Here is a 21,833-nt window from a genome sequence, read left to right as displayed (position 1 = left end):
GGACCGTCAGGTCCGCGCGGTCGCCCCGCGCAGCGGCACGACCATCGGCGTGCCCGTCTCCGGGTCCGGCACGACCCGGCACGCGAGCCCGAACACGTCGCGCACCCGCTCGGCGGTGACGACCTCGGCGGGCGGCCCCTCGGCGACGACGCGTCCGTCGCGCATCGCGACGAGGTGCGTCGCGTAGCGGGCCGCCTGGTTGAGGTCGTGCAGGACGGCGACGAGCGTGCGGCCCTCCTCGTGCAGTCGCGCGCACAGGTCCATGACCTCGACCTGGTGGGCGATGTCGAGGTACGTCGTCGGCTCGTCGAGGAGCAGCAGGTCGGTCTCCTGCGCGAGCGCCATCGCGAGCCACACGCGCTGCCGCTGGCCGCCGGACAGGTCGGAGACGTACCGGTCGCGCAGGTCGGCGACCTCGGTGGCGTCGAGCGCGGCGGCGACGGCACGCGCGTCGGCGGGCGACCACTGCCGCAGGATGCCCTGGTGCGGGTACCGGCCGCGCGCTACGAGGTCGCCGACGGTGATCGCCTCGGGCGCGACGGGGCTCTGCGGGAGCAGCGCGAGCCGGCGGGCGACGTCCTTGCCGCGCATCCTCTCGACGGGCTGCCCCTCCAGCAGGACCTCGCCCGCGCGGGGCTTGAGCGTGCGGGCGAGCGCGCGCAGCAGCGTCGACTTGCCGCAGCCGTTGGGGCCGATGATGACGGTGAACGACGCGCGCGGGATCGCGACGGACAGGTCGCGCGCGACGACGAGCTGGTCGTACGCGAGCGTCACGTCGCGCGCGGCGAGCGGCGACGCGGCGAGCGTGCCGGGCGTGCCGGGCGCGCCGGCCGGGTCGTCGGGGGTCGCCGGTGCGGCGGGTGCGGGGCTCATGCGGCACTCCTCCTCCACTCGCGCACCAGCAGGAACGCGAGGTAGACGCCACCGAGGGCGGCGGTGACGACACCGACGGGGAACTGCTGCCCCGGCACGGCGTACTGCGCGACGAGGTCCGCGACGACCAGCACCGCCGCCCCGGTGCAGGCCGCGGCCGCGACGCCCGGACCGGTCGAGCGCGTGAGCCGTCGGGCGATCTGCGGCGCGGTGAGCGCGACGAACGCGATGGGCCCGCAGACGCTCACGGCCGCGCCGGTCGCGAGCACGCCGACGACGACGGCCGCGGTGCGGACGGTCGACGGGCGCGCGCCGACCGCGGTCGCGGCCTCGTCGCCCATCTCGACGACCTGCAGGGGGCGGCTCAGGACGAGTGCGAGCGGCAGGAGCACGAGCAGCGCGCCGCCGACGATCGCCGCGTCGGTCCAGGTGCGCGCGAGCAGCGACCCGTTGATCCAGATCGCGACCTCCTGCGCGTCCTCGCGGTTGCCGCGCGCGAGTGCGAGCTGGACGAACGCGAGGGCCATCGCGCCGACGGCGATACCCGTGACGACCATGCGGTGCGGGGCGGCGAACCCGCGCCCGGTGCCGAGCCACACGGCGACGACCGCGACGACCGCCCCGAGCACCGCACCGACGGGCACGGGCAGGACGCCGGGCCAGACGAGGCCGGCGGCGACGGCGCCCGCGGCGGCGCCTGTCCCGAGCCCGATGACGTCGGGGCTGCCGAGCGGGTTGCGCGTGACGGACTGGAACAGCGCGCCGGCGACGGCGAACGCGGCACCGGCGGCCGCGGCGACGGCGAGGCGCGGGAGCGCCTTGGTGAACAGCGCCCACTCCTGGATGCGCGAGCCGTCCCCCGCGAGCACGGACGGCAGCTCGGCGAGCGGGATGCCGAGCCGCCCCGCGCCGACGGTCACGAGTGCCGCGACGACCGCGACGACCAGGGCGACGACGCCCACGACGACCGGACGGACGCGCCAGCGCAGCGAGAGCCCGCGCTCGGCGGACCCGAGGCGCAGCACCCGCGGCGGACGGCCCTGGAGCATCACAGCCCCATCCGGCCGCGGCGCACGGCGGCGATGAGGAACGGTGCCCCGACGAACGCGGTGACGGCACCGACCATGAGCTCGCCCGGCCGTGCGACGACCCGCCCGACCACGTCGGACACCAGCAGCAGCACGGGGCCGAGCAGCGCGCAGTACGGCAGCAGCCAGCGGTGGTCCGACCCGGTGAACGAGCGGACGACGTGCGGCACCGCGAGCCCGACGAACGCGATGGGACCGACCGCCGCGACGGCCGCGGCGCACAGCAGCGTCGCGGCGGCACCGCCGAGCAGCCGCGTGCGGCCGGCGTGCAGGCCCAGCGACGTCGCGGACTCGTCGCCGAGCGCGAGCGCGTTGAGCGGCCGGGCGAGCAGCGCGCACAGCACGAGCCCGACGACGACGAACGGCAGCACCTGACCGACGAGCCCGGGCGGCCGTCCGGCGAGCGACCCGACGACCCACACGCGGTACGAGTCGAAGACCTGCGGCTGCGTGAGCGACACGGCCTCGACGAGCGCGACGAGCACCGCGGAGACGGCTGCACCCGCGAGGACCAGCCGGACGGGGGTCGCGCGCCGGCCGCCCGACCCGATGAGGTAGACGGCGACGGCCGCGAGCAGGGCCCCGGGCATCGCCGTCCACACCGACCGGCCGGTCGCGGGGCCGAGCACGAGGATGCCGAGCACGACCGAGGCGGACGCACCCGCGTTGACGCCGAGCAGCCCCGGGTCGCCGAGCGGGTTGCGGGTCAGGCCCTGGATGACGACGCCCGCGACCGCGAGCGCCGCGCCGACGAGCACCCCGAGCTGGGTCCGGTCGACCCGCGACGCCACGACGCTGGAGGTGTACGAGTCGTCGGGGTGCAGGAGCGCGGACCACACGTCGCCGAGCGGGACGGACTTCGCCCCGACGGCCAGGCTGAGCCCGACCGCGAGCGCGAGCAGGGCGAGCGCGGCGACGAGGCCGACCGTGAGCGCGAGCGCGCGCGAGCCCCGGACGCGCGAGACGGGCGCGTCCGGGGCTCGGTGGTCGGCGACGGTGCTCATGGGTGCACGGTACGGAACGGGTCCCTCGCGGGTGACGTCACCGGCACGGGACCGTGTCCGCGGGCGCCCCGCCGGTCACGAGGACCGGCCGGGCGGACCGGGTCCGACGTTCGCCGCGCCCGCGGTGATGAGCGGCAGGTACTCGTCGAGCGCCCACGGCAGCGACAGCGGCGTGGCGGTCGTGACGGCCATGCCCAGCGAGCGGTCGAGCATCGGCACGTAGGCACCGGCGGCGAACGCGGGGATCTGGGCGAACAGCGGCTGCGCCTCGGTCGCGGCCTGCTCGGCCTCGTCCCCGAACCACGTGAACAGCAGCTGGACGTCGGCGAGCTGGTCGGCGTTCTCCAGCCCGAGGCTCGACGTGAACGTGTTCGGCGACGGCTTCAGGTCCGCGACGGACGGCGCGAGCTCCAGGCCGAGGTCGGTGAGCAGGTCGACGCGCGGGTCGCCCGGCAGGTACACGTCGAGGCTGCCCGGCGTGCCGGCGTAGACGTAGGCGAACGAGACCCCGGCGAGCTCGGGGTTCGCGAGCGCGGCCGCGTCGATCGCGTCCTGACGCGTCTGCAGCAGCGGCTCGGCCTGCTCCGGGACACCGAGGGCGGTCGCGATGATCTCGACCTGCTCCTCGATCGTCGTCTGCCACGGCTTCTCCGGGTACGCCACGACGGGCACGACCTCGGAGAGCTGGTCGAAGACGTCCTGCTCGAGGCCCGACTGCGGGGCGAGGACCAGGTCGGGCTCGAGCGCGACGATCGCGTCGACGTCGAGCGGGTACGCGGCGATCGCCTCGGGAAGCTCGGCGTCCCGCTCCTCGATCGCGTCGCGGAACCACGGGTGGTAGCCGTCCTCGTCGCCGCCCCACGTGTCGGCCTCGATGCCCACGGGCACCGTGCCGAGCGAGAGCGCGATGTCGTCCGCACCCCAGCCGAGCGTCACGACGCGCTCGGGCTTCTGCTCGATGACGGCCTCGCCGAGCGCCGACTCGATGGTGACCGGGAACGTCGTGCCGTCGCTCTCGGTGCTGCCGGGCTCGGGCGTGGCGGCGTCGTCGTCGGTCGAGCCGGCGCACGCGGCGAGCGCGAGGGTCAGCGCGGTCGCGGCGACGGCGACGGCGGAGCGGCGCAGGTGGCGCACGGGGGTACTCCCATCGGGTTCGGGGGCGGGCCGACGCGAGTGATCCCGTCACGGCCGGCGGATGAGGCAAGCCTAACCTCAGGCCCCGTCGCGCAGTCGGGACCGCGGTGTCGTCCTGCTCACACCGGTGGACGCCCCGTCACGTGGTCGCCCCGCCGGTGCTCCCCGTCCCCGCGACCCGTTCAGAGCGGCAGCGGGGTGCCCGTGAGCCGCTCGTACGCCTCCAGGTAGCGGTCGCGCGTGCGCTCCACCACGTCGGCGGGCAGCGCGGGCGGCGGCGTGTCCGACTCGCGGTCCCACCCGGACGCGGGCGACGTCAGCCAGTCGCGCACGAACTGCTTGTCGAAGCTCGGCTGCGCGCGCCCCGGCTCCCACGCGTCGGCGGGCCAGAACCGCGACGAGTCCGGCGTCAGCACCTCGTCGCCCAGCGTGACGGCGCCCGTCGTCGGGTCCGTGCCGAACTCGAGCTTGGTGTCCGCGAGGATGACGCCCCGCTCGCGCGCGACCGCCTCGGCCCGCGCGTAGACGGCCAGCGTGAGGTCCCGCAGCGTCGTCGCGGCGTCCCGCCCGACCTGCGCCACGACCGCCGAGAACGGCACGTTCTCGTCGTGGTCGCCGAGCTCCGCCTTCGTCGCCGGCGTGAAGATCGGCTCCGGCAGCCGCGACCCGTCGACCAGGCCGGCCGGCAGCGGGATGCCCGTGACCTCGCCCGACGCGCGGTACTCGGCCAGGCCCGACCCCGTCAGGTAGCCGCGCGCGACGCACTCGACGGGGAACATCGACAGGCGGCGGCACACCATCGCGCGGCCCGCGACCGCGTCGGGCACGTCCGTCGAGACGACGTGGTTCGGCACCAGGTCGGCGAGCTGCTCGAACCACCACAGGCTCAGCTGCGTGAGCACCACGCCCTTGCCCGGGATGCCGGGCGACAGCACGTGGTCGTACGCCGAGACCCGGTCGCTCGCGACGACCAGCACGACGTCGCCGTGCTCCGCGGTGATCGCCGCACCCGCGGCCGAGTCGTCCGGGACGTACAGGTCCCGCACCTTGCCGGAGTACGTGTGCACCCAACCGGGGAGCGCGACGGACGGTTCGGGCACGACGGCGGTGGTCACCGGCCTAGTGTGACGTGCGCGGCACCGACGCCGTGCACCAGTCCACCTGACGACGCCACCGCCGTGGCCCGCCTGGCAGGAGAGCCCGCGCATGCCCGACGACCGGCTGGACGACTTCCTCCGCGCCTTCCGCACGCTCGCCGACGCCGCCCACGCGGCCGCCCAGGCGCAGGCCGCGGGTGAGATCACACCGCTCGTGCCCGTGCTGCGGGAGCACCTCGGACGCGACCCGCGCGGGCTTCCGGTGCTGACCGAGGTCGTCCCCCTGCTGCGGCGGGTCGACGCCGACGTCGCGGTCGCCGCCGTCGTCGAGGCCCACGGCGGCGGGCGCCTGCTCGGGGTCGGCGGCGGTGAGCAGCGCATGCACTCGTCGCTCTCGGAGATCCTCAACACCGCCGGGCAGTGGGCCGCGCACTTCCCCGTCGGCGCCGTCGACTACGAGCGCACCGCGACCGGACCCGACAGCGAGCGGCGGGTCGTCGCGTTCGGGCTGCACCTGCTCCACGTCGGCGACGAGCCTGTCGTCCTCGGGCAGCGCCTCGCGAGCCCGCGTCACGAGGGCCAGGGCACGATCGAGGTCCTGTGCGCCGACGACGACGTCGCGGGGACGCTGCTCGCCGAGGTCCGCGCCGCCATGACGGAGCGCTCGGTGCTCCGCGGGCAGGTCGTGACGTTCAACGGCTCGCCCTACCAGCCCGGCGCGGCGGGCGTGACGTTCGTGCGACGCGAGGTCGTGCCGCGTGCCGACGTCGTCCTGCCCGACGGCACCCTCGACCGGGTCGAGCGGCAGGTGCTCGCCGTCGCCCGGCACCGCGACACCCTGCGCGGCGCGGGCCAGCACCTCAAGCGCGGCGTCCTGCTGTACGGCCCGCCCGGCACCGGCAAGACGCACACCGTCCGGCACCTCGTCGGCGCCGCCGAGGGCACGACCGTGATCCTGCTCGCGGGACCCTCGCTCGCGCTCGTGTCGCTCGCCGCCGAGACCGCCCGCGCGCTCCAGCCCGCGATCGTCGTCCTGGAGGACTGCGACCTCGTCGCCGAGGACCGGTCGTTCAGCCACGGCCCGCAGCCCCTGCTGTTCGAGGTGCTCGACGCGCTCGACGGGCTCGCGTCCGACGCGGACGTGACGTTCCTGCTGACCACCAACCGCGCCGACCTGCTGGAACGCGCGCTCTCGCAGCGGCCCGGCCGCGTCGACCTGGCCGTCGAGATCCCGCTGCCCGACGACGAGGCCCGCCGCCGCCTGTTCGCGCTCTACACGCGCGGCCTGCCCTTCGGCGACGAGGCGCTCGATCGGGCGACCACCCGCACGTCCGGTGTCACGGCGTCGTTCGTCAAGGAGGCGGCGCGACGCGCGGTCCTGATGGCCGCCGAGGTCGGGCGCCCGGTCGGAGACGGTGACCTCGCCGCGGCGGTCGACGAGATGCTCCACGACTCCGAGCGCGTCACGCGCTCGTTGCTGGGCGCGGGGCCGGTCCGCCCGGACGACGTGCTCGGGGCCGGCGCGTCCTGAGCCGCAGCGTCAGGCGTCGAGCGGCACCGCGACGCGGTCGACGCCCGACGCGAAACCCAGCCACGTGTGCCGGTTGCGCCACCAGCACCAGCCGACCTTCGGCGCCCCGCGGCGCTCGCGGCCGTCGCGGCCCGTGCCGAGCGAGATCCACACCGCGGGCGTGCGTGCGTCGTACGTGCCGTTCGCCCTGCGCAGCCGCGAGCCGATCGTCATGTAGCAGAAGCTGCGTTCGACGACCTCGGGGACCTGGAGCGCCCAGTGCATCCCCTCGGTCAGCAGCATGGGCGAGCGGCCGCGCGCGGCGAGCTCCGGCAGCGCCTCCTCGGGCGACCAGTTGCCCAGGTCGTCGCCGCGGTCCGGTGCGGTCACGACGTAGACGGGCGAGTCCGGGACGTCGAGGCCCTCGGTCGGTGCGAACGCGTCGACGTCCGTCATGTCCTCGACGACGAAGCCTGGCCGGTCGCCCAGCCGCAGCAGCGGAGCGAGCGCGGAGGCGGGGGCCAGGGCACGGTCGACCACGAGCAGGCCCGGGAGGTCGACGGTCGCCACGGCGTCCCGCACGCGCGCGGCGTCGAGCCCGGCGAGCTCGAGCACGCCGAGGGTCGCGAGCCGTTCCGCCTGCGCGGCGAGCGGCGGGAGCGTGGGCGGACCGACGGACTCGGTGCGGGGCGTCGTCGCGGTCATCGCTGGTCCTCCGGTCGTGCGGTCGCGGTCATCGGTGTCGCGTCAGCGCGCGGCGGCTGCCGCGGCGATGTCGGTGCGGTGGTGCGAGCCGTCGAGCTCGATCTGCGCGACGCCCGCGTACGCGGCCTCGCGGGCCGCCGCCAGATCGGCGCCGACCCCGACGACGGACAGGACGCGCCCGCCGTTCGAGACGAGGTGCGCGCCGTCGACCTGCGCGTCGTCGTCGCCCGCGGGGTTCTGCCGGAGCGCGGTGCCCGCGTGCAGGACGTGCACGCCCGGGAGCGCCTCGGCGTCGTCGATCCCGGTGATCGGGTCGCCGCCACGGACCGTGCCCGGGTAGCCGTGCGACGCGACGACGACCGTCACGGCGGCCTCGTCGCGCCACTCCAGCGGCGGCAGGTCGGCGAGCGCGCCGGTCGCCGCGGCGAGCAGCACACCCGCGAGCGGCGTCGCCAGGCGCGGGAGGACGACCTGCGTCTCCGGGTCGCCGAACCGCGCGTTGAACTCGACGACGCGCGTGCCCTTCGACGTCAGCGCGAGGCCGCAGTACAGGACGCCGACGAACGGCGTTCCGCGACGGGCCATCTCGTCGACCGTCGGGCGCGCCACGCGGTCGAGGACCTCGTCGACCAGGCCGTCGGGCGCCCACGGCAGCGGCGAGTACGCGCCCATGCCGCCGGTGTTCGGGCCGGCGTCGCCGTCGAGCGCGCGCTTGAAGTCCTGCGCGGGGACCAGCGGGACGACCGTCGCACCGTCGGACAGCACGAACAGCGACACCTCGGGGCCGTCGAGGTACTCCTCGACGACGACCCGGCCGCCCTCCTTCTCGACGCACGCGCGCCCGTGCTCGAGCGCGACCGCGCGGTCGTCCGTCACGACGACGCCCTTGCCCGCGGCGAGCCCGTCCTCCTTGACGACGTACGGCGCGCCGAACGCGTCGAGCGCGGCCTCGACCTCGTCGACCGTCGACGCGACGCGCGGCTCGGCGGTCGGCACGCCTGCAGCGGCCATGACCTCCTTGGCGAACGCCTTCGACCCCTCCAGGCGGGCCGCCTCGGCCGAGGGCCCGAAGACGGGGATGCCGGCGGCGCGGACCGCGTCGGCGACGCCCGCGACCAGCGGGGCCTCGGGGCCGACGACCACGAGGTCCGCGGCCAGCTCCGTGGCGAGCGCGGCGACCGCGGACCCGTCGAGCTGGTCGACCGCGTGCAGCGTCGCGAGCGCCCCGACGCCGGGGTTGCCCGGGGCGGCGTGCAGCGCCGTCACGGCCGGGTCGAGGGACAGTGCGCGGACAAGGGCGTGCTCACGGGCACCGGTGCCGACGACGAGGATCTTCACGGGCGCCGAGCCTACCGAGCCGTCCGCGGCGGCCGACCACCCGTCCGACGACCGGTCGCCCCGCCCGGCCCCGCCCGGCCACGGCCTCCCGTGCGGAATCACGTCGCCACAACCCCGCCCCCGCGCGACGACCCGGGTCCTGTGACCGGCGGGGGCCTTTCAGCGGTCACCGGACCCGGGTCGCCGGCGGCATCACGCGAGGGGGGCGACGAGGCCCGCGTCGCCCCGCCGCACGGGCGGTGCACGTCGGGCGGGGGCTCCGGTGTCAGGCGGTCGGGGGCTCCGGGTCGTCGGCCGGGAGCGGGAGCGCGTCGAGGTAGATGCGGTAACGGCGTCGACCGGTCGTCTCGCCCGCGTCCTTCCGGGCCTTCGCGGCCTCGACGTGCTCGTCCATGACGGCCTGCACCGCGGCGATGAGGTCGTGCGCCTCGGCCGGCGTCAGCTCGGTGGTGACGCGGTCGTTGATCTGCGCGTCCTCCCACTCGGGCTCGCGCGGGCTGTTCATCCAGCGGGTGAGGACGTCGGCACGGTCGGCCACGACGGACTGGAGCATCATCCGGGCCGCGGGCGCCGTCGCGGGGTCCTCGAGCATCTTGCCGTCGAGGCTGAACCCGACGGGCTTCCACCACCGCTCGCGACCGCCGGTGTGCGCGGGGTCGTCCTCGACGAAGCCGAACCGCTCGAGCTGACGCAGGTGGTAGCTCGTCTGACCGCTGCTCTCCCCGAGCACGCGCCCGAGCCGGCTGGCCGTCGAGGAGCCCATCTCGCCCAGGAGGTTGTACATCGCGATCCGCAGCGGGTGCGCGAGCGCCTTGAGGGCCTCGGGGCCGATCGGGCGCTCGGCGAAGATCGACGGCTTCCCCGCGGCGTCACCGGCCGCCGAGTCACGGCCCGCGGTCGCGTCGGGCGCGTCCGCGCGCGCGTCGAGCGCGGTCTCGGGCGCGGTCCCGGTCGCGGTCTCGGTCGCGTCGAGGGACGCCGGGTCGGCAGGGGTCTTGCGCTCGGCCATATGCAGAGATACCTTTGCAAAGTCTTCTCTGCAAAGAACTCTTTGCAGAACTTCCTCTTCGATCCTAGGGGCGCACGATGAGCACGCAGCACTCCCCCGCCGCAGCCGCACCCGTCGAGCCGCCGGTCGAGCCGTTGGGTCGCCGGTTCACCGCCGCCCTCGGCGCCACGGGCGCCGCGAACCTCGCCGACGGCGTCCTCGGCATGGGCGTCCCGCTCGTCGCGCTCACGCTGACCCGCTCGCCCGGGCAGATCGCCCTCATCACCGCGGCCGCCTGGCTCCCCTGGCTGCTGCTGGGCCTCGTCGCGGGCGTGCTCGTCGACCGGCAGGACCGTCGCGTCGTCCAGATCGTCGCGATGCTCGTCCGGGCCGCGGTCCTCGCCACCGCCGTCGCGCTCATCGCGACCGACCGCCTCACCATGACCGCGCTCGTGGTGATCGCCCTCGTCTACGGCGCGACCGAGGTGTTCGCCGACCTCGCCGCCGGCGCGCTGGTCCCCGACCTCGTGCCCCGCTCGCGGCTCGGCGCCGCCAACGGCCGCACGCTCGCGGTCCAGACCGTCACCAACTCGTTCGTCGGCGCACCGATCGCGGGCGCGGTCCTCACGCTCGGCACGGGCTGGGTCTTCGGCGTGCCCGCCGCGCTCGCCGTCGCCGCCGCCGTGCTGCTGTGGCGCGGCATCCCCGGCCGGTACCGCCACGCGCCCACCGAGCGGAAGCGCGCGGGCCGCGAGGTCGTCGAGGGCATCACGTTCCTCGCCAAGCACCGCGTCCTCGGCCCGCTCCTCGTCTCCGGCTCGCTCATGAACATGGCCAGCACCGGCTACTTCGCGGTCTTCGTCCTCTGGGCCGTCGGCCCCGGCTCGCAGCTGGGGATGCGCGCCGAGCACTACACGCTGCTCGCCGCCACGCTCGCCGTCGGCGCCGTGCTCGGCTCGGTCGTCGCCGAGGCGATCACGCGCCACGTCGGCGAGGTGCGGCTCATGCTCGGCTGCTGGCTCGCCAACAGCCTGCTGCTCATCGTGCCCGTCCTCGTGCGCAGCGTCGGCGCCGTCGCCGTCACCCTGTTCCTGCTCGGCTTCACCAACACCATCGGCAACGTCATCTCGATGTCGATGCGCCAGCGGATCGTCCCCGCGACCATGCTCGGCCGCGTCGGCGGCGCCGGCCGGACCCTCGGCTACGGCCTCATGCCGGTCGGCGCGCTGCTCGCCGGGTTCGTCGCCGAGACCTGGGGCCTCGAGGCCGTGTTCGTCGGCGGCACCGTGGTCGCCGTGCTCGCGACGCTCGGCTCGATGGCCGTCGTCCGCCAGCGGATGGTGGATGCCGCCGAGGCCGCGGTCCTCGCCGCCGCCGAGCAGGACGACGCGCGCGACGACGACCGCCCGGGCTCCGACGACGACCTCGACGGGACCGTCACGACCGCCGCGGACGACGCCGAGGCCCGACCGTCGTCCGCGCGCACCGCGACCGGCACCCGGGCGGTCACCGAGGCCGACCCGGCCCCCCGATCCCTCGCACAGGCCACCGCCTGACGCCGGAGACACCGACGGCACCCGGCCACGGGAAGGGGCGGGTGCCGTCGGCGTGCGTCCTGCGAGCCGACCGCGACGACGCGGCGGCGGGGACGTCAGGCCAGGAGGTCGTGGCGGATGATCGTCGCCTCGCGGCCCGGGCCGACGCCGATGGACGAGATGCGGGTGCCGCTGATCTCCTCCAGACGCAGCACGTAGCGCTGCGCGGCGGCGGGCAGGTCGTCGAACTCGCGCGCGCCGGTGATGTCCTCGGTCCAGCCGTCGAGGTACTCGTAGACGGGCTTCGCGTGGTGGAAGTCCGACTGGTCGGCGGGCATCTCGTCGTGCCGCGTGCCGTCGACGTCGTACGCGACGGCGACGGGGATGCGGTCCTTGCCGGTGAGGACGTCGAGCTTGGTGAGCACCAGGTCGGTGAGCCCGTTGACGCGCGCCGCGTACCGGACGACGACCGCGTCGTACCAGCCGGTGCGTCGCGGGCGGCCCGTCGTGGTGCCGAACTCGCCGCCGGTCTGGCGCAGCCACTCGCCGTCGTCGTCGAGGAGCTCGGTCGGGAAGGGGCCCTCGCCGACGCGCGTCGTGTAGGCCTTCGCGACGGCGACGACGCGGTCGATGCGGGTCGGGCCGACGCCCGAGCCGGTGCACGCGCCGCCCGCGGTCGCCGACGACGACGTCACGAACGGGTAGGTGCCGTGGTCGATGTCGAGCATCGTCGCCTGGCCGGCCTCGAAGACCAGCGTCTTGCCCGCGTCGAGCGCCTGGTTGAGCACGAGCGGCGTGTCCGCGACGTACGGGCGGACGCGGTCCGCGAAGCGCAGCAGGTCCTCGACGGTCTCGTCGACCGTGATCGCACGGCGGTTGTAGACCTTCACGAGCAGGTGGTTCTTCTGGTCGAGGGCGCCCTCGACCTTCTGCCGCAGGATCTTCTCGTCGAACAGGTCCTGCACGCGGACGCCGACGCGGTTGATCTTGTCCGCGTACGTGGGGCCGATGCCCCGGCCCGTCGTGCCGATGCGGCGCGAGCCGAGGAAGCGCTCGGTGACCTTGTCGAGCGTGCGGTTGTAGGGCGCGATGACGTGCGCGGCCGACGACACGAGCAGGCGCGAGGTGTCGACCCCGCGGGCTTCGAGCGCCTCGATCTCCTGGAACAGGACCTCGAGGTCGATGACGACGCCGTTGCCGATGACGGGGACGACGCCGGGCGACAGGATGCCGGAGGGCAGCAGGTGCAGCGCGTACTTCTCGCCGCCGACGACGACCGTGTGGCCGGCGTTGTTGCCGCCGTTGAACTTGACGACGTAGTCGATGCGCGAGCCGAGCTGGTCGGTCGCCTTGCCCTTGCCCTCGTCGCCCCACTGGGCGCCGAGCACCACCACTGCAGGCATCTGTCACCACTCCTACCTGCCTGCGATGCGGGGACGCACGGCGGAGACCGACCGACGAGGGCGGCGCTTGCACGTGGACCCGGGCACGGGCGGCAGTGACCCGGTACCTCCGAGAGGGTACCGGACGGTCAAGGAACGGTCATGGCCGGGCCGTCACCCGGGACGTGCCCGGTGCGGTGTCAGCGCAGCCCGGCGACCTCCTCGACCGACGTCCCCGAGTCGACCAGGAACTGCGCGCACCGCTGCGCCTCGTCGGTCTCGCCGATCGCCTCGGCCGCCTCCGCGAGCGCGAGCAGCGCCCGCAGGAACCCCTGGTTCGGGGCGTGGTCGACGGGCACGGGACCGCGGCCGCGCCAGCCCGCCCGGCGCAGCGCGTCGAGGCCCCGGTGGTACCCGGTGCGGGCGTAGGCGTACGCGGCGACGGGGTCGCCCTCGTCGGCGAGCGCACGCTCGGCGAGCAGCGCCCACACGAGCGACGACGCGGGCGCGACGCCGACGACGTCGCGCGGCGCCGAGCCCGCCGCGAGCGCGGCGCGGGCGTCCGCGTCGGGGCCGTCCTCGGGCAGGTGCGTCGGGGCGGGTCCGTCGAGGAGGTTCTCGTGGCTCATGGGGCCAGTCTCTCCCCGACGGGCGTGCGGTGTGGTCCGTCCGGGGGACATCCCCGCCCGGACGGGGCGAACCGGTCGCGCGTCCAGGTGCTGCGGATGCGGGACCGTGGGAGCGCAACTACAGTCGAGCCGCCGGACCCCCTCCCGGCGCCCCGCAGGAGCTGGGTGACCCCCCGAACCCGGTGGATGTCCATGATCGAGATCTCCACGTCGGCGACGACGACCACGCTCGTCATCACCGGCGACCTCGACCTCGCGGAACGCGACCAGTTCCCCGAGGTGGCCGCCCGTGTCGTCGGGCTCCGCCGGCAGCTGCTCGTGATCGACATGTGCGGCGTCACCTTCATGGACTCGACGGGGGCCGCGTTCCTCATCTCGCTCGCCGACGCGAGCCGCAAGCGCGGCGGCGCGACGGTGCTGCGCGGAGCGGACTCGCGCGACCTGTTCGTCATCGAGATCTGCGGCGCGACCGAGCTGTTCCGCATCGACGGCGACCACCGCTGCGCGCACGGCACCGAGCCGGACGTCGTCCAGCCCGACGGCGCCCCCGCGCACTGACCTCTCGCGGCGCACGGCCCACCGCGCCCCGCCACTCGCGCCAGCGACCTCGCGCGCCCTGCGCCGCCGCGTCAGCGACCTCGCGGGGCTGCGCACGCGCGTCAGCGACCCGACGCGGCTGTGCCACGCGCGTCAGCGACCCGTGGCCGGCAGGCTTCCCGGCCGCACCTTCGCCCACACGAGCTTGCCGCCGCGCGACTGCCGCCAGCCCCAGTCGGCGAGCCGCTCGACGATCTGCATGCCGAAGCCGCCGACGCGCCCGGGGTGGCCGTCGGTCGCGACGGGCGGGGCCGGGTTGCCGTCCTCCACCTCGATGCGCAGGCCGTCGCCCGTGTCGTAGAGCTGCAGCGACACGTGGCCGTACCCGTGCAGCACGGCGTTGGCGACGAGCTCGGACACGACGAGCTCGGCGTTGGCCGCGTCGGGGATCTCCCACGCCTGGCAGGTGCGCACGACGGCGTGGCGGGCCCGCCCGATCGACGCCGGCTCGTTCGGCAGCGACCAGCGCCGCCGCCGCGGGCTGCGCGCGCGCTCCAGGTGGTCGCGCGGGTCGGGGACGCGCACGACCACGACGGCCACGTCGTCCTCGGGGTGGTCCGCGAGCCGGGACAGGAGCTCCTCGCCGATGCCCGCGGCGTCGCGCGCCGTGATGCGGGACGCCACGCCCGCGAGCGCTGCGAGACCGTCCCGCAGGCCGCGGTCGCGTCGTTCGATGAGCCCGTCGGTGTAGTACACGAGGACGTCGCCCTCGGCGAGGTCGAGCGTGCTCGTCGTGCGGACCCCGTCGCCGAACCCGATGAGCGCGCCGCCGGCGTCCCGCAGCTCGGTGGCGACGCCGTCGCGCACGTGCAGCACGGGCAGGTGACCGGCTCGGGACCACGCGAGCTGCCAGCCCTGCGCGCGGCGGGTCAGGGTCGACAGGACGAGACCCGCCGAGCGCGGGATCCGCATGCCCGTGACGAGCTGGTCGACGCGCTCCAGCACCGGCCCGGGCGTCGTGATGTCGAACGTGTAGGAGCGCACGACCGACCGCAGCTGGCCCATGGCCGCCGCGGCCTCCACGTCGTGCCCCACGACGTCGCCGATGACGACCCCCGCGACGTCCGGCGAGATCTGCAGGACGTCGTACCAGTCACCGCCGACCTGGACGTTCTCGGAGTTGGGTGCGTAGTAGGTCCACACGTCGAGCCCGTCGACCTCGGCCTGCTCGGGGAGCATCGACCGTTGCAGCGTCTCGGCGAGCCGGTGCTCGCGGTCGTACAGGCGCGCGTTGTCGAGCACGAGCCCGACGCGTCGTGCGGTCAGCTCGAGGATCGTCATCGCCGACGGCTCGACGGCGCGCAGGCCGCCCTCGTCGCGCGGGACGACCGCCATGAGGCCGAGCACCCGTCGACGCCCCGGCACGGGGAAGACAACCGCGTGCGCCCCCTCGGACGCCGGCGCCCCGCCGTCCGGGTGCAGCGCCCCGGCGCGCACGTGCTGGGCGAGCCACTCGGACGCGCTGCCGCACGCGTACCCGGCGTCGAGCGCCAGCTCGACGGGCCGGTCGCGCTCGCCGTCGAGCAGCATCTGGACGACGTCGGGCGCGTCGGGGCGCGGCCCGCGGGCGGCGGTGCGGAACGCGTCCCCGCGGTGACCACGCCCCGGCCCGCCGTCGATGCCGTCCGCGGCCCGCAGCCCGCGGTCGTTGAGGTAGAAGCCCGCCCAGCCGACGACGGCGTGCCGCAGGACCATCGCGATCTCGCGCAGCGCGTGCGGGTCGTCGACGTCCATCAGCAGGTCCGACACCTGGGCGATGAGGCCGAGGCTGCGGCGCTCGCGACGCTCCGCCTCGACGAGCGCGGCCTGCTCGGCGTCGTGCGACAGCTGCTCGGTCATGTCCTGGAACGCCGCGACCCAGTACTCGGGCTCGTCGTGCGCGACCGGCACGGGCGACAGGTGGACCTGGCAGACGAACCGTGTGCCGTCGCCGCGGTCCAGCTCGAACGTCGGTGAGAAGGGCTGCCGGGCGAGCAGGGCCTCCGCGAGCTGTGCCGCCCGCACCGGGTCGCGCGCGAGCTCGGTGCGGATGGCCGGCTCGCGGTCGTGCGCACCCTCCAGCCCGTACCCGACCGACCGCTCGAACGCCGCGTTCACCCAGACCGCGGTGAGCACCGCGTCCCGGGACTCGAAGAGGCCCATCGGCACGACCGTCGCGGCCAGGGCGCGGGCGTGCAGGTCGAGCGTCCCGGACGGTGCCGTGGCGGGCAGTCCGCCCGACATCGGATCCGCGTGGGAGTTGACCACCACCACCTCCGATCGTCTAGCGTGCCGAACGGGCGAACCGTCGAGGCAGTCGATGGCGCGCCTTCGAGGCCGGCACCAGAAGGAGCACTGTGCGCGACGGTAACAGCAGCAACCCGGACGAGTCGGCGACGCCCGACGACGTGGCCGGTCGCGTCGTGGGTGAACCCGGTGCGGTCCACGTGATCGTCGGCACCGACCGGACGCGGATCGTGCTCTCGGGCGAGGTCGACGCCGACCTCGGGCCGGAGCTGCAGGAGGCGACGGCCGAGGCCGAGCAGGTGGGTCTGCCGATCGAGGTCGACGCCCACCACGTGACGTTCATGGACTCGTCGGGCGTGGCCTTCCTCGCCCGGCTGTCGATCCGCAGCCAGCACCGGGTGCGCCTGCTGCGCGTCCCGCCGACCGTGCGCTTCCTCCTCGAGGTCACGCGCATCGGCGAGCTGCTCGACGTGGTCGAGGACGCCGACGACTCGGACTTCCAGCCCGTCGGCGACGCCCCCGTGACGAACGGGCCGACGACGGCCTGACCGGGCCGCGCCGGCGCCCCGCGCACGGGTCCTCGACGCACCGCGCCCAACACGTCGGCACGTCCCCCGAACGCCCGACGGGCCCCGACCACCACGCGTGGTCGGGGCCCGTCGTCGTCAGTGCGTCAGAGCTTGTGACCGGCCGAGCGGAGCTGCTGCGCCGCCTCGACGATGCGCTGCGCCATGCCCGCCTCGGCGAGCTTGCCCCACGCGCGCGGGTCGTAGGCCTTCTTGTTGCCGACCTCGCCGTCGACCTTCAGGACGCCGTCGTAGTTCTTGAAGAAGTGGTCGGCCACCGGACGGCTGAACGCGTACTGCGTGTCCGTGTCGATGTTCATCTTGATGACGCCGTTGTCGACCGCCTCGGCGATCTCCTCGGCCGTCGAGCCCGAACCACCGTGGAACACGAGGTCGAACGGCGACTCCTTGCCGACCTCGGCGCCGACGGCCTTCTGGATGTCCGCGAGGATCGACGGGCGCAGCTTGACCGCACCCGGCTTGTAGACGCCGTGCACGTTGCCGAACGTGAGGGCCGTCAGGTAGCGGCCCTTCTCACCGACGCCGAGCGCGCGGACCGTCGCGAGACCGTCCTCGGCCGTCGTGTAGAGCTTCTCGTTGATCTCGGCCTCGTGGCCGTCCTCCTCGCCGCCGACGACGCCGACCTCGATCTCGAGGATCGTGCGGGCTGCCTGCGAGAGCTCGAGGAGCTCCGCGGCGATGACGAGGTTCTCGTCCAGTGGGATGTCCGAGCCGTCGAACATGTGCGACTGGAAGGTCGGGTTCTCGCCGCGCTTGACCTGCTCGGCCTCCAGTGCGAGCAGCGGGCGGACCCACGAGTCGAGGTTCTTCTTGACGCAGTGGTCGGTGTGCAGGGCGACGGTGATGCCGTAGCCCTTGGCGACCTCGGCCGCGTACGCGGCGAGCGCGATCGAGCCGGCGACGCGGTCCTTGACCGTCGCGCCCGACGCGTACTCCGCGCCGCCGACGGAGACCTGGAGGATGCCGTCCGACTCGGCCTCCGCGAAGCCCTGCAGCGCGGCGGTGACGGTCTGGGACGACGTGACGTTCACGGCCGGGTAGGCGAACTTGCCCGCCTTCGCCCGGTCGATCATCTCGGCGTAGACCTCGGGGGTGGCGATGGCCATCTGCAGCACTCCTGCGTTCGTAGGGCGGTGTCGCCCACAGTTTGCCACCGTTCGGCAAAGGGCCGGTCGGGACGTCCTACCCACGGGACGGCCCCCCGCGCACGCTCGCGCCACCCGCGTCAGCCGAGCTGCCAGCCGACGAGGTTCCAGCGGGCGAGGAACCAGGTCAGCGCCACGAGCCCGGTGAGCAGCACGACCTGGTGGACGCGAGCGGCGCGCGTCGCGCCGGACCCCCGCCATGCCAGGGCCGTGAGCACCGCGCCGGCGGCCGCCGTCGCGAGCACGGCGACGCCCCCGCCGAGCAGGACGCGGAAGGACGCCGGGACCTCGTACAGGAACTCCGACGAGTCTCCGACGAGCTCCGCGCCGAGCGCCACGAGGAACGCGGTCCCGCCGAGGCTCGCCGCCGCCGTCAGGAACCGTGCCGCACGCCACCGCGGCGCGGTCGCGGACCGGCGTCGGCGCGCCCGCCGGCGCACGCCCACGACGGCGGGGGCGCTCAGGGAGACGACCACCGCGACGGCCAGGACCGCGAGGTTCACCGGCAGGGTGTCCGCCGCGGCCAGCAGGACGTGGTCCGGGCCGTCGGTCACCACGTAGTGGCGCCCGGTGCGACCGTCGACGGGCACGAGCATCCCGCCGTCGGGCGAGCGGTGCAGCCCGTCGGCCGTGGCCGTCCACGTCGTCCCCGCGAACGCGACCGTCCCGTCGTCCGCGACGCGGAGCCGGGACTGGTCGAGCAGCACGAGGAGCCGCTCGACGCTCGACTCGTTGTGCCGGGTCCGGGTGTAGAAACCTGCGCGCAGCAGCGGAGCCGGGTGCGCGGGCAGCGCCGACGCCGCGGCTGGGGGCGACGGCGTCGCTCCGTCGAGCGTGGGCAGGAAGCGGTCGGTGAAGCGTTCGACGACGTCCGGGAGCGTGCGCGCCCCACCGGTCGCGTTGAACGACACGAACATGCCGAGCCCGCACGCGGGCACCAGGACCAGCGCCGACTGGAACCCTTCCCAGCTCCCGTCGTGGACGAGGAGCCGGTGGCCCCGCACGAACCGCTCCTGGAACCCGTGCGCGGAGCCGGGGAGACGGTCGTCGGCGGTGAACGAGCGCGTGTGCATGAGCGCGGTCGTGCGCTCCCCGAGGACCGGACCACCGCCGTCGAGGTGCGCCTGCACGAAGCGCGCCATGTCGGCCGCGGTCGCGCTCACCGAGCCGTCGGGGGGCAGGCGGTCGAACGTGAACGGGATCGCCTCGGGCGGGACGACCTCCGAGTCGTAGCTGTGCGCGAGGTCGGCGGCGAGCCCGTCCGGGACGGGTTCGGCAGCCGTGGTCCGCGTCATGCCCAGCGGCTCCAGGACGTGCGCTCGCACGTACCGGTCGTAGGGCTCCCCGCTGACCTGCTCGACCAGGTGGCCCGCGAGCGCCGCACCCCAGTTGGAGTAGGCGGCGACCTCGCCGGGCGGGTAGATGCGGGCGGGCAGGTGGCGCCGGAGGGTCTCGCCGAGGGGCCGCACGTCCGCCGCCGCGCGCGCCCCGATGACGATCCCGCGCTCCTCGAAGCCCGCGGTGTGGTCGAGCAGGTCCCGGACCGTGACGGGCTCGCCGAACGCCGTCGGGACCGTGAACGCCGTGAGGTGCGCGTTGACGTCGTCGTCGAGGGCGAGCCGCCCCGCCTCGACCTGCTGCATGACCGCGGTCGCGGTGAAGAGCTTCGTGATCGACGCGATGCGGACCAGCGAGCGGTCGGCGTCCATCGGCGCGCCGGTCGCGGTGTCGGCGACGCCGAACCCCTCCGCCCGCACGGTGCGCCCACCCGCGACGACGGACACGACCGCTCCGGGGACACCGTCACGGGCGAGCTCCGCAGGGAGCCCGCCGAGCACGGCGTCGAGGGCGTCGTCGGTGACGGGCGCGCACGCCTGCTCGGCCAGCGCCGCGCGGGTCGCGGCCGGGGCGACGGCCGGGGCGTGCGGGACGGCCGACGGCGGCGCAGTGACGGCCGGGTCGTGCGGCATGGCGGACGGCGGCGCAGCGGCGGACGGGCCGGCCGCCACCACGGCAGCCGCCGTGGCGGACACGAGGACGAGGGGCAGGAGCGAGCGCATGCCTCCAGCGTCCGCGGCGGTGCGTGCCGGCCGCGTCGGAGCGTCGGAGGGTTCGTCGACCGACGAAAGTCGGTGCGCGCCGGCACGGACGACCGACGACGGTCGGACCCACCCCGGCCGGGGCGTCCCTAGATTGGGCCCATGTCACCGTCCCGCGTCCGCGTGCTGGTCGACACCGTCCTCGTCGTGGTGTCGCTCGCGCTGACCGTGATGGCCGTGCGCGGCGGCTGGTCGGCCGTGCCGGCCGGGGTGGTCGCGGTCGCGGGGACGCTCGGGTCCGCGGCCGTCCCGCTGCGCCGCACGCACCCGACGACCGCCGTGTCCGTCGCGGCCGCCGCCTACGCGCTCTCGGGGAACCCCCTGCCGCTCGCCGTCGGCCTCTGGGCGGCCGCGGCGTCCACGTCCGCGCGGCGTCTGGTGGCGTCGGTCGCGGTCGCGTGGGCCGGTCTCGTCGGCTGGTGGTGGATCGACGAAGGGCGGCTCGACGTCGACGACGCCCTCACGGCGCTCCTCGTGACCGCCGCCGTGGCCGGGGTCGGTGCCGCGGTCGCAACCCGACGCGACCTGCGGGCCGCACGCGACGCGGAGTCCGCCCGAGAGGCCCGGCAGCGGGCGGTCGAGCAGGAGCTGCGCACGGAGCAGGCGCGCGCGGACGAGCGGGCCCGCATCGCGCGGGAGATGCACGACGTCCTCGCGCACAAGGTGAGCCTGATCGCCCTGCACGCGGGCGCGCTCGAGGTCGGGCCCGGCGCGGAGGCCGACCAGGTCCGGGACGGCGCCGTGCTGATCCGCGTCACCGCCCGCGAGGCGCTCGACGACCTGCGCGCCGTCCTCGGCGTGCTGCGCGGCGCCGACGACGAGCCGCCCGGCGACCTCGCCGCGGTCGTCGCCGAGGCGGTCCGGGCGGGCCAGCTCGTGACGCTGCACGACGACGCGGGGACGCTGCCGGCCCCGACCGCGCGCGTCGTGCACCGCGTCGCCCGAGAGGCGTTGACGAACGCCCGCAAGCACGCGCCCGGCGGTCGGGCGACCGTGTCCGTCCGCCGGGACGACGGGCAGGTCACGGTGACCGTCGACGACTCCGGGCCGCAGCGACCGGCACTCGACCTGCCCGGCTCCGGGTCGGGGCTCGCCGGCCTCGCGGAACGCGTGCGGCTCGTCGGCGGCACGCTCGACGCGGGGCCCGACCCGGGCGGCGGCTGGCGCGTCCGGGCCGTCGTCCCGTGGCTCGACGAGCGCACCGGGGAACCGTCGAGATGACGACGGTGCTGCTCGTGGACGACGAGCACCTCGTGCGCGCCGGTCTCCGCATGATCCTGGAGACCGCACCCGACCTGACCGTGGTGGGCGAGGCCGCCGACGGGCGGGCCGCGCTCGACGCCGTCCGCCGGGACCGCCCCGACGTCGTGCTCATGGACCTGCACATGCCGCGTCTCGACGGCACAGCCGCGACCGCGGCGATCCACGCGCTCGACGCGCCGCCCGCGGTCGTCGTGCTCACCACCTTCGACACCGACGACGACGTGTTCGGCGCGCTCGCAGCCGGGGCGTCGGGGTTCCTGCTGAAGGACACCCCGCCCCACGACCTCGTCGAGGCCGTCCGACGCGCCGCGGCGGGCGACGCGATGCTCTCGCCGACCGTCGTCCCCCGGGTCCTGGCCCGGGTCGTGACGCACGAGCGGTCGCGGAGCCGGGCCGAGTCGCTCGAGCGACTCGACGCGCTCACCGCACGTGAGCGGGAGGTCGCCGTGGAGATCGGGCGCGGACGGTCCAACGCCGAGATCGGGACCCTCCTGGACCTGCGGGAGGCGACCGTGAAGAGCCACGTCACGCACCTGTTCGAGAAGCTCGGCGTGACGAACCGCGTCCAGGTCGCGATCCTCACGCTGCGCGCGGGCCTCGTCGACTGACGGGGCGCCCGGACCGCGAGCCGCG

At 75.3% G+C, this 21,833-nt stretch carries 19 protein-coding genes; 6 read left to right on the top strand and 13 right to left on the bottom strand.

Features of this window, described 5'->3' with window-relative positions; genetic code table 11:
• Window positions 1-6 precede the first annotated feature (6 nt).
• The 5 genes from OOT42_RS03355 to OOT42_RS03335 form a co-directional block, all read right to left on the bottom strand.
• Complete coding sequence (locus tag OOT42_RS03355) at window positions 7-873, bottom strand: ABC transporter ATP-binding protein (protein WP_273653539.1); 867 nt, start codon at window positions 871-873, stop codon at window positions 7-9.
• Complete coding sequence (locus tag OOT42_RS03350; protein ID WP_273653538.1) at window positions 870-1,922, bottom strand: FecCD family ABC transporter permease; 1,053 nt, start codon at window positions 1,920-1,922, stop codon at window positions 870-872. The genes OOT42_RS03355 and OOT42_RS03350 overlap by 4 nt, the downstream gene beginning before the upstream one ends.
• Window positions 1,922-2,965, bottom strand: coding sequence for a FecCD family ABC transporter permease (locus OOT42_RS03345; protein WP_273653537.1), 1,044 nt, complete (start codon window positions 2,963-2,965; stop codon window positions 1,922-1,924). Before OOT42_RS03345 ends, OOT42_RS03350 begins: the two co-directional genes overlap by 1 nt.
• Window positions 2,966-3,040: 75 nt before the next feature.
• The gene (locus OOT42_RS03340) at window positions 3,041-4,099 is read right to left on the bottom strand and encodes an ABC transporter substrate-binding protein (RefSeq protein WP_273653536.1); all 1,059 of its coding nucleotides are present in this window, start codon (window positions 4,097-4,099) and stop codon (window positions 3,041-3,043) included.
• A gap of 182 nt (window positions 4,100-4,281) precedes the next feature.
• A complete protein-coding gene (locus OOT42_RS03335; protein ID WP_273653535.1) occupies window positions 4,282-5,214 on the bottom strand; it encodes a phosphoribosylaminoimidazolesuccinocarboxamide synthase in 933 nt (310 codons plus the stop codon).
• 91 nt (window positions 5,215-5,305) lie between these two features.
• On the opposite strand from OOT42_RS03335, the gene OOT42_RS03330 reads away from it, so the two are divergent.
• Entirely contained in the window at window positions 5,306-6,727 is a 1,422-nt protein-coding gene (locus OOT42_RS03330) for an AAA family ATPase (RefSeq protein ID WP_273653534.1), read from the top strand.
• Window positions 6,728-6,736: 9 nt separating this feature from the next.
• Here OOT42_RS03330 and OOT42_RS03325 read toward each other — a convergent pair whose 3' ends face one another.
• The 3 genes from OOT42_RS03325 to OOT42_RS03315 all read right to left on the bottom strand — a co-directional run bounded on the left by OOT42_RS03325 (window position 6,737) and on the right by OOT42_RS03315 (window position 9,758).
• Entirely contained in the window at window positions 6,737-7,411 is a 675-nt protein-coding gene (locus OOT42_RS03325) for a DUF5701 family protein (RefSeq protein ID WP_273653533.1), read from the bottom strand.
• Between the two features lie 42 nt (window positions 7,412-7,453).
• A complete protein-coding gene (gene purD / locus OOT42_RS03320; protein WP_273653532.1) occupies window positions 7,454-8,749 on the bottom strand; it encodes a phosphoribosylamine--glycine ligase in 1,296 nt (431 codons plus the stop codon).
• A 265-nt stretch (window positions 8,750-9,014) separates the two neighbouring features.
• A complete protein-coding gene (locus OOT42_RS03315) occupies window positions 9,015-9,758 on the bottom strand; it encodes a winged helix-turn-helix domain-containing protein (protein WP_273653531.1) in 744 nt (247 codons plus the stop codon).
• 77 nt (window positions 9,759-9,835) lie between these two features.
• On the opposite strand from OOT42_RS03315, the gene OOT42_RS03310 reads away from it, so the two are divergent.
• A complete protein-coding gene (locus OOT42_RS03310) occupies window positions 9,836-11,293 on the top strand; it encodes an MFS transporter (RefSeq protein WP_273653530.1) in 1,458 nt (485 codons plus the stop codon).
• A gap of 95 nt (window positions 11,294-11,388) precedes the next feature.
• On the opposite strand, the gene OOT42_RS03305 is transcribed toward OOT42_RS03310, so the two are convergent.
• Together OOT42_RS03305 and OOT42_RS03300 are read right to left on the bottom strand one after the other, a co-directional pair.
• Window positions 11,389-12,675, bottom strand: a complete 1,287-nt coding sequence (locus OOT42_RS03305; RefSeq protein WP_162353053.1) for an adenylosuccinate synthase — start codon at window positions 12,673-12,675, stop codon at window positions 11,389-11,391.
• 179 nt (window positions 12,676-12,854) lie between these two features.
• The gene (locus tag OOT42_RS03300) at window positions 12,855-13,283 is read right to left on the bottom strand and encodes a DUF3151 domain-containing protein (RefSeq protein WP_273653529.1); all 429 of its coding nucleotides are present in this window, start codon (window positions 13,281-13,283) and stop codon (window positions 12,855-12,857) included.
• Window positions 13,284-13,475: 192 nt separating this feature from the next.
• Here OOT42_RS03300 and OOT42_RS03295 point away from each other — a divergent pair, with 192 nt between their 5' ends.
• Window positions 13,476-13,841, top strand: a complete 366-nt coding sequence (locus tag OOT42_RS03295) for an STAS domain-containing protein (protein WP_273653528.1) — start codon at window positions 13,476-13,478, stop codon at window positions 13,839-13,841.
• A gap of 132 nt (window positions 13,842-13,973) precedes the next feature.
• Here OOT42_RS03295 and OOT42_RS03290 read toward each other — a convergent pair whose 3' ends face one another.
• A complete protein-coding gene (locus OOT42_RS03290; RefSeq protein ID WP_273653527.1) occupies window positions 13,974-16,103 on the bottom strand; it encodes an ATP-binding SpoIIE family protein phosphatase in 2,130 nt (709 codons plus the stop codon).
• Between the two features lie 113 nt (window positions 16,104-16,216).
• Between OOT42_RS03290 and OOT42_RS03285 the strand changes: the two genes are divergently transcribed.
• Window positions 16,217-16,654 carry an STAS domain-containing protein gene (locus tag OOT42_RS03285; RefSeq protein ID WP_273653526.1) on the top strand — a complete coding sequence of 146 codons (438 nt, stop codon included), beginning with the start codon at window positions 16,217-16,219 and terminating at the stop codon, window positions 16,652-16,654.
• 125 nt (window positions 16,655-16,779) lie between these two features.
• Here OOT42_RS03285 and fbaA read toward each other — a convergent pair whose 3' ends face one another.
• On the bottom strand, window positions 16,780-17,799 hold the full coding sequence (gene fbaA / locus OOT42_RS03280) for a class II fructose-bisphosphate aldolase (protein ID WP_273653525.1): 1,020 nt from the start codon (window positions 17,797-17,799) through the stop codon (window positions 16,780-16,782).
• A 119-nt stretch (window positions 17,800-17,918) separates the two neighbouring features.
• Window positions 17,919-19,898: a serine hydrolase domain-containing protein gene (locus tag OOT42_RS03275; protein WP_273653524.1), complete on the bottom strand. Its 1,980-nt coding sequence runs from the start codon at window positions 19,896-19,898 to the stop codon at window positions 17,919-17,921.
• Between the two features lie 141 nt (window positions 19,899-20,039).
• Between OOT42_RS03275 and OOT42_RS03270 the strand changes: the two genes are divergently transcribed.
• Together OOT42_RS03270 and OOT42_RS03265 are read left to right on the top strand one after the other, a co-directional pair.
• Window positions 20,040-21,158 (top strand): sensor histidine kinase, encoded by a 1,119-nt coding sequence (locus OOT42_RS03270; protein ID WP_273653523.1) that lies wholly within the window; start codon window positions 20,040-20,042, stop codon window positions 21,156-21,158.
• A complete protein-coding gene (locus OOT42_RS03265; protein WP_273653522.1) occupies window positions 21,155-21,808 on the top strand; it encodes a response regulator in 654 nt (217 codons plus the stop codon). The genes OOT42_RS03270 and OOT42_RS03265 overlap by 4 nt, the downstream gene beginning before the upstream one ends.
• Window positions 21,809-21,833: the final 25 nt, after the last annotated feature.

The organism is Cellulomonas fimi, from assembly GCF_028583725.1.
GTDB lineage: Bacteria > Actinomycetota > Actinomycetes > Actinomycetales > Cellulomonadaceae > Cellulomonas > Cellulomonas fimi_B.
The sequence above is the reverse complement of the archived record's forward strand: the minus strand, read 5'-3'. Positions and strand labels throughout refer to the sequence as shown.

What these genes read in the sequence shown, in the direction of transcription:
- OOT42_RS03355 (WP_273653539.1), bottom strand. Translation starts at nt 873, where the DNA reads ATGAGCCCCGCACCCGCCGCACCGGCGACCCCCGACGACCCGGCCGGC.
- OOT42_RS03350 (WP_273653538.1), bottom strand. Translation starts at nt 1,922, where the DNA reads ATGCTCCAGGGCCGTCCGCCGCGGGTGCTGCGCCTCGGGTCCGCCGAG.
- OOT42_RS03345 (WP_273653537.1), bottom strand. Translation starts at nt 2,965, where the DNA reads ATGAGCACCGTCGCCGACCACCGAGCCCCGGACGCGCCCGTCTCGCGC.
- OOT42_RS03330 (WP_273653534.1), top strand. Translation starts at nt 5,306, where the DNA reads ATGCCCGACGACCGGCTGGACGACTTCCTCCGCGCCTTCCGCACGCTC.
- OOT42_RS03325 (WP_273653533.1), bottom strand. Translation starts at nt 7,411, where the DNA reads ATGACCGCGACGACGCCCCGCACCGAGTCCGTCGGTCCGCCCACGCTC.
- OOT42_RS03315 (WP_273653531.1), bottom strand. Translation starts at nt 9,758, where the DNA reads ATGGCCGAGCGCAAGACCCCTGCCGACCCGGCGTCCCTCGACGCGACC.
- OOT42_RS03310 (WP_273653530.1), top strand. Translation starts at nt 9,836, where the DNA reads ATGAGCACGCAGCACTCCCCCGCCGCAGCCGCACCCGTCGAGCCGCCG.
- OOT42_RS03305 (WP_162353053.1), bottom strand. Translation starts at nt 12,675, where the DNA reads ATGCCTGCAGTGGTGGTGCTCGGCGCCCAGTGGGGCGACGAGGGCAAG.
- OOT42_RS03300 (WP_273653529.1), bottom strand. Translation starts at nt 13,283, where the DNA reads ATGAGCCACGAGAACCTCCTCGACGGACCCGCCCCGACGCACCTGCCC.
- OOT42_RS03295 (WP_273653528.1), top strand. Translation starts at nt 13,476, where the DNA reads ATGATCGAGATCTCCACGTCGGCGACGACGACCACGCTCGTCATCACC.
- OOT42_RS03290 (WP_273653527.1), bottom strand. Translation starts at nt 16,103, where the DNA reads ATGTCGGGCGGACTGCCCGCCACGGCACCGTCCGGGACGCTCGACCTG.
- fbaA (WP_273653525.1), bottom strand. Translation starts at nt 17,799, where the DNA reads ATGGCCATCGCCACCCCCGAGGTCTACGCCGAGATGATCGACCGGGCG.
- OOT42_RS03275 (WP_273653524.1), bottom strand. Translation starts at nt 19,898, where the DNA reads ATGCGCTCGCTCCTGCCCCTCGTCCTCGTGTCCGCCACGGCGGCTGCC.
- OOT42_RS03270 (WP_273653523.1), top strand. Translation starts at nt 20,040, where the DNA reads ATGTCACCGTCCCGCGTCCGCGTGCTGGTCGACACCGTCCTCGTCGTG.
- OOT42_RS03265 (WP_273653522.1), top strand. Translation starts at nt 21,155, where the DNA reads ATGACGACGGTGCTGCTCGTGGACGACGAGCACCTCGTGCGCGCCGGT.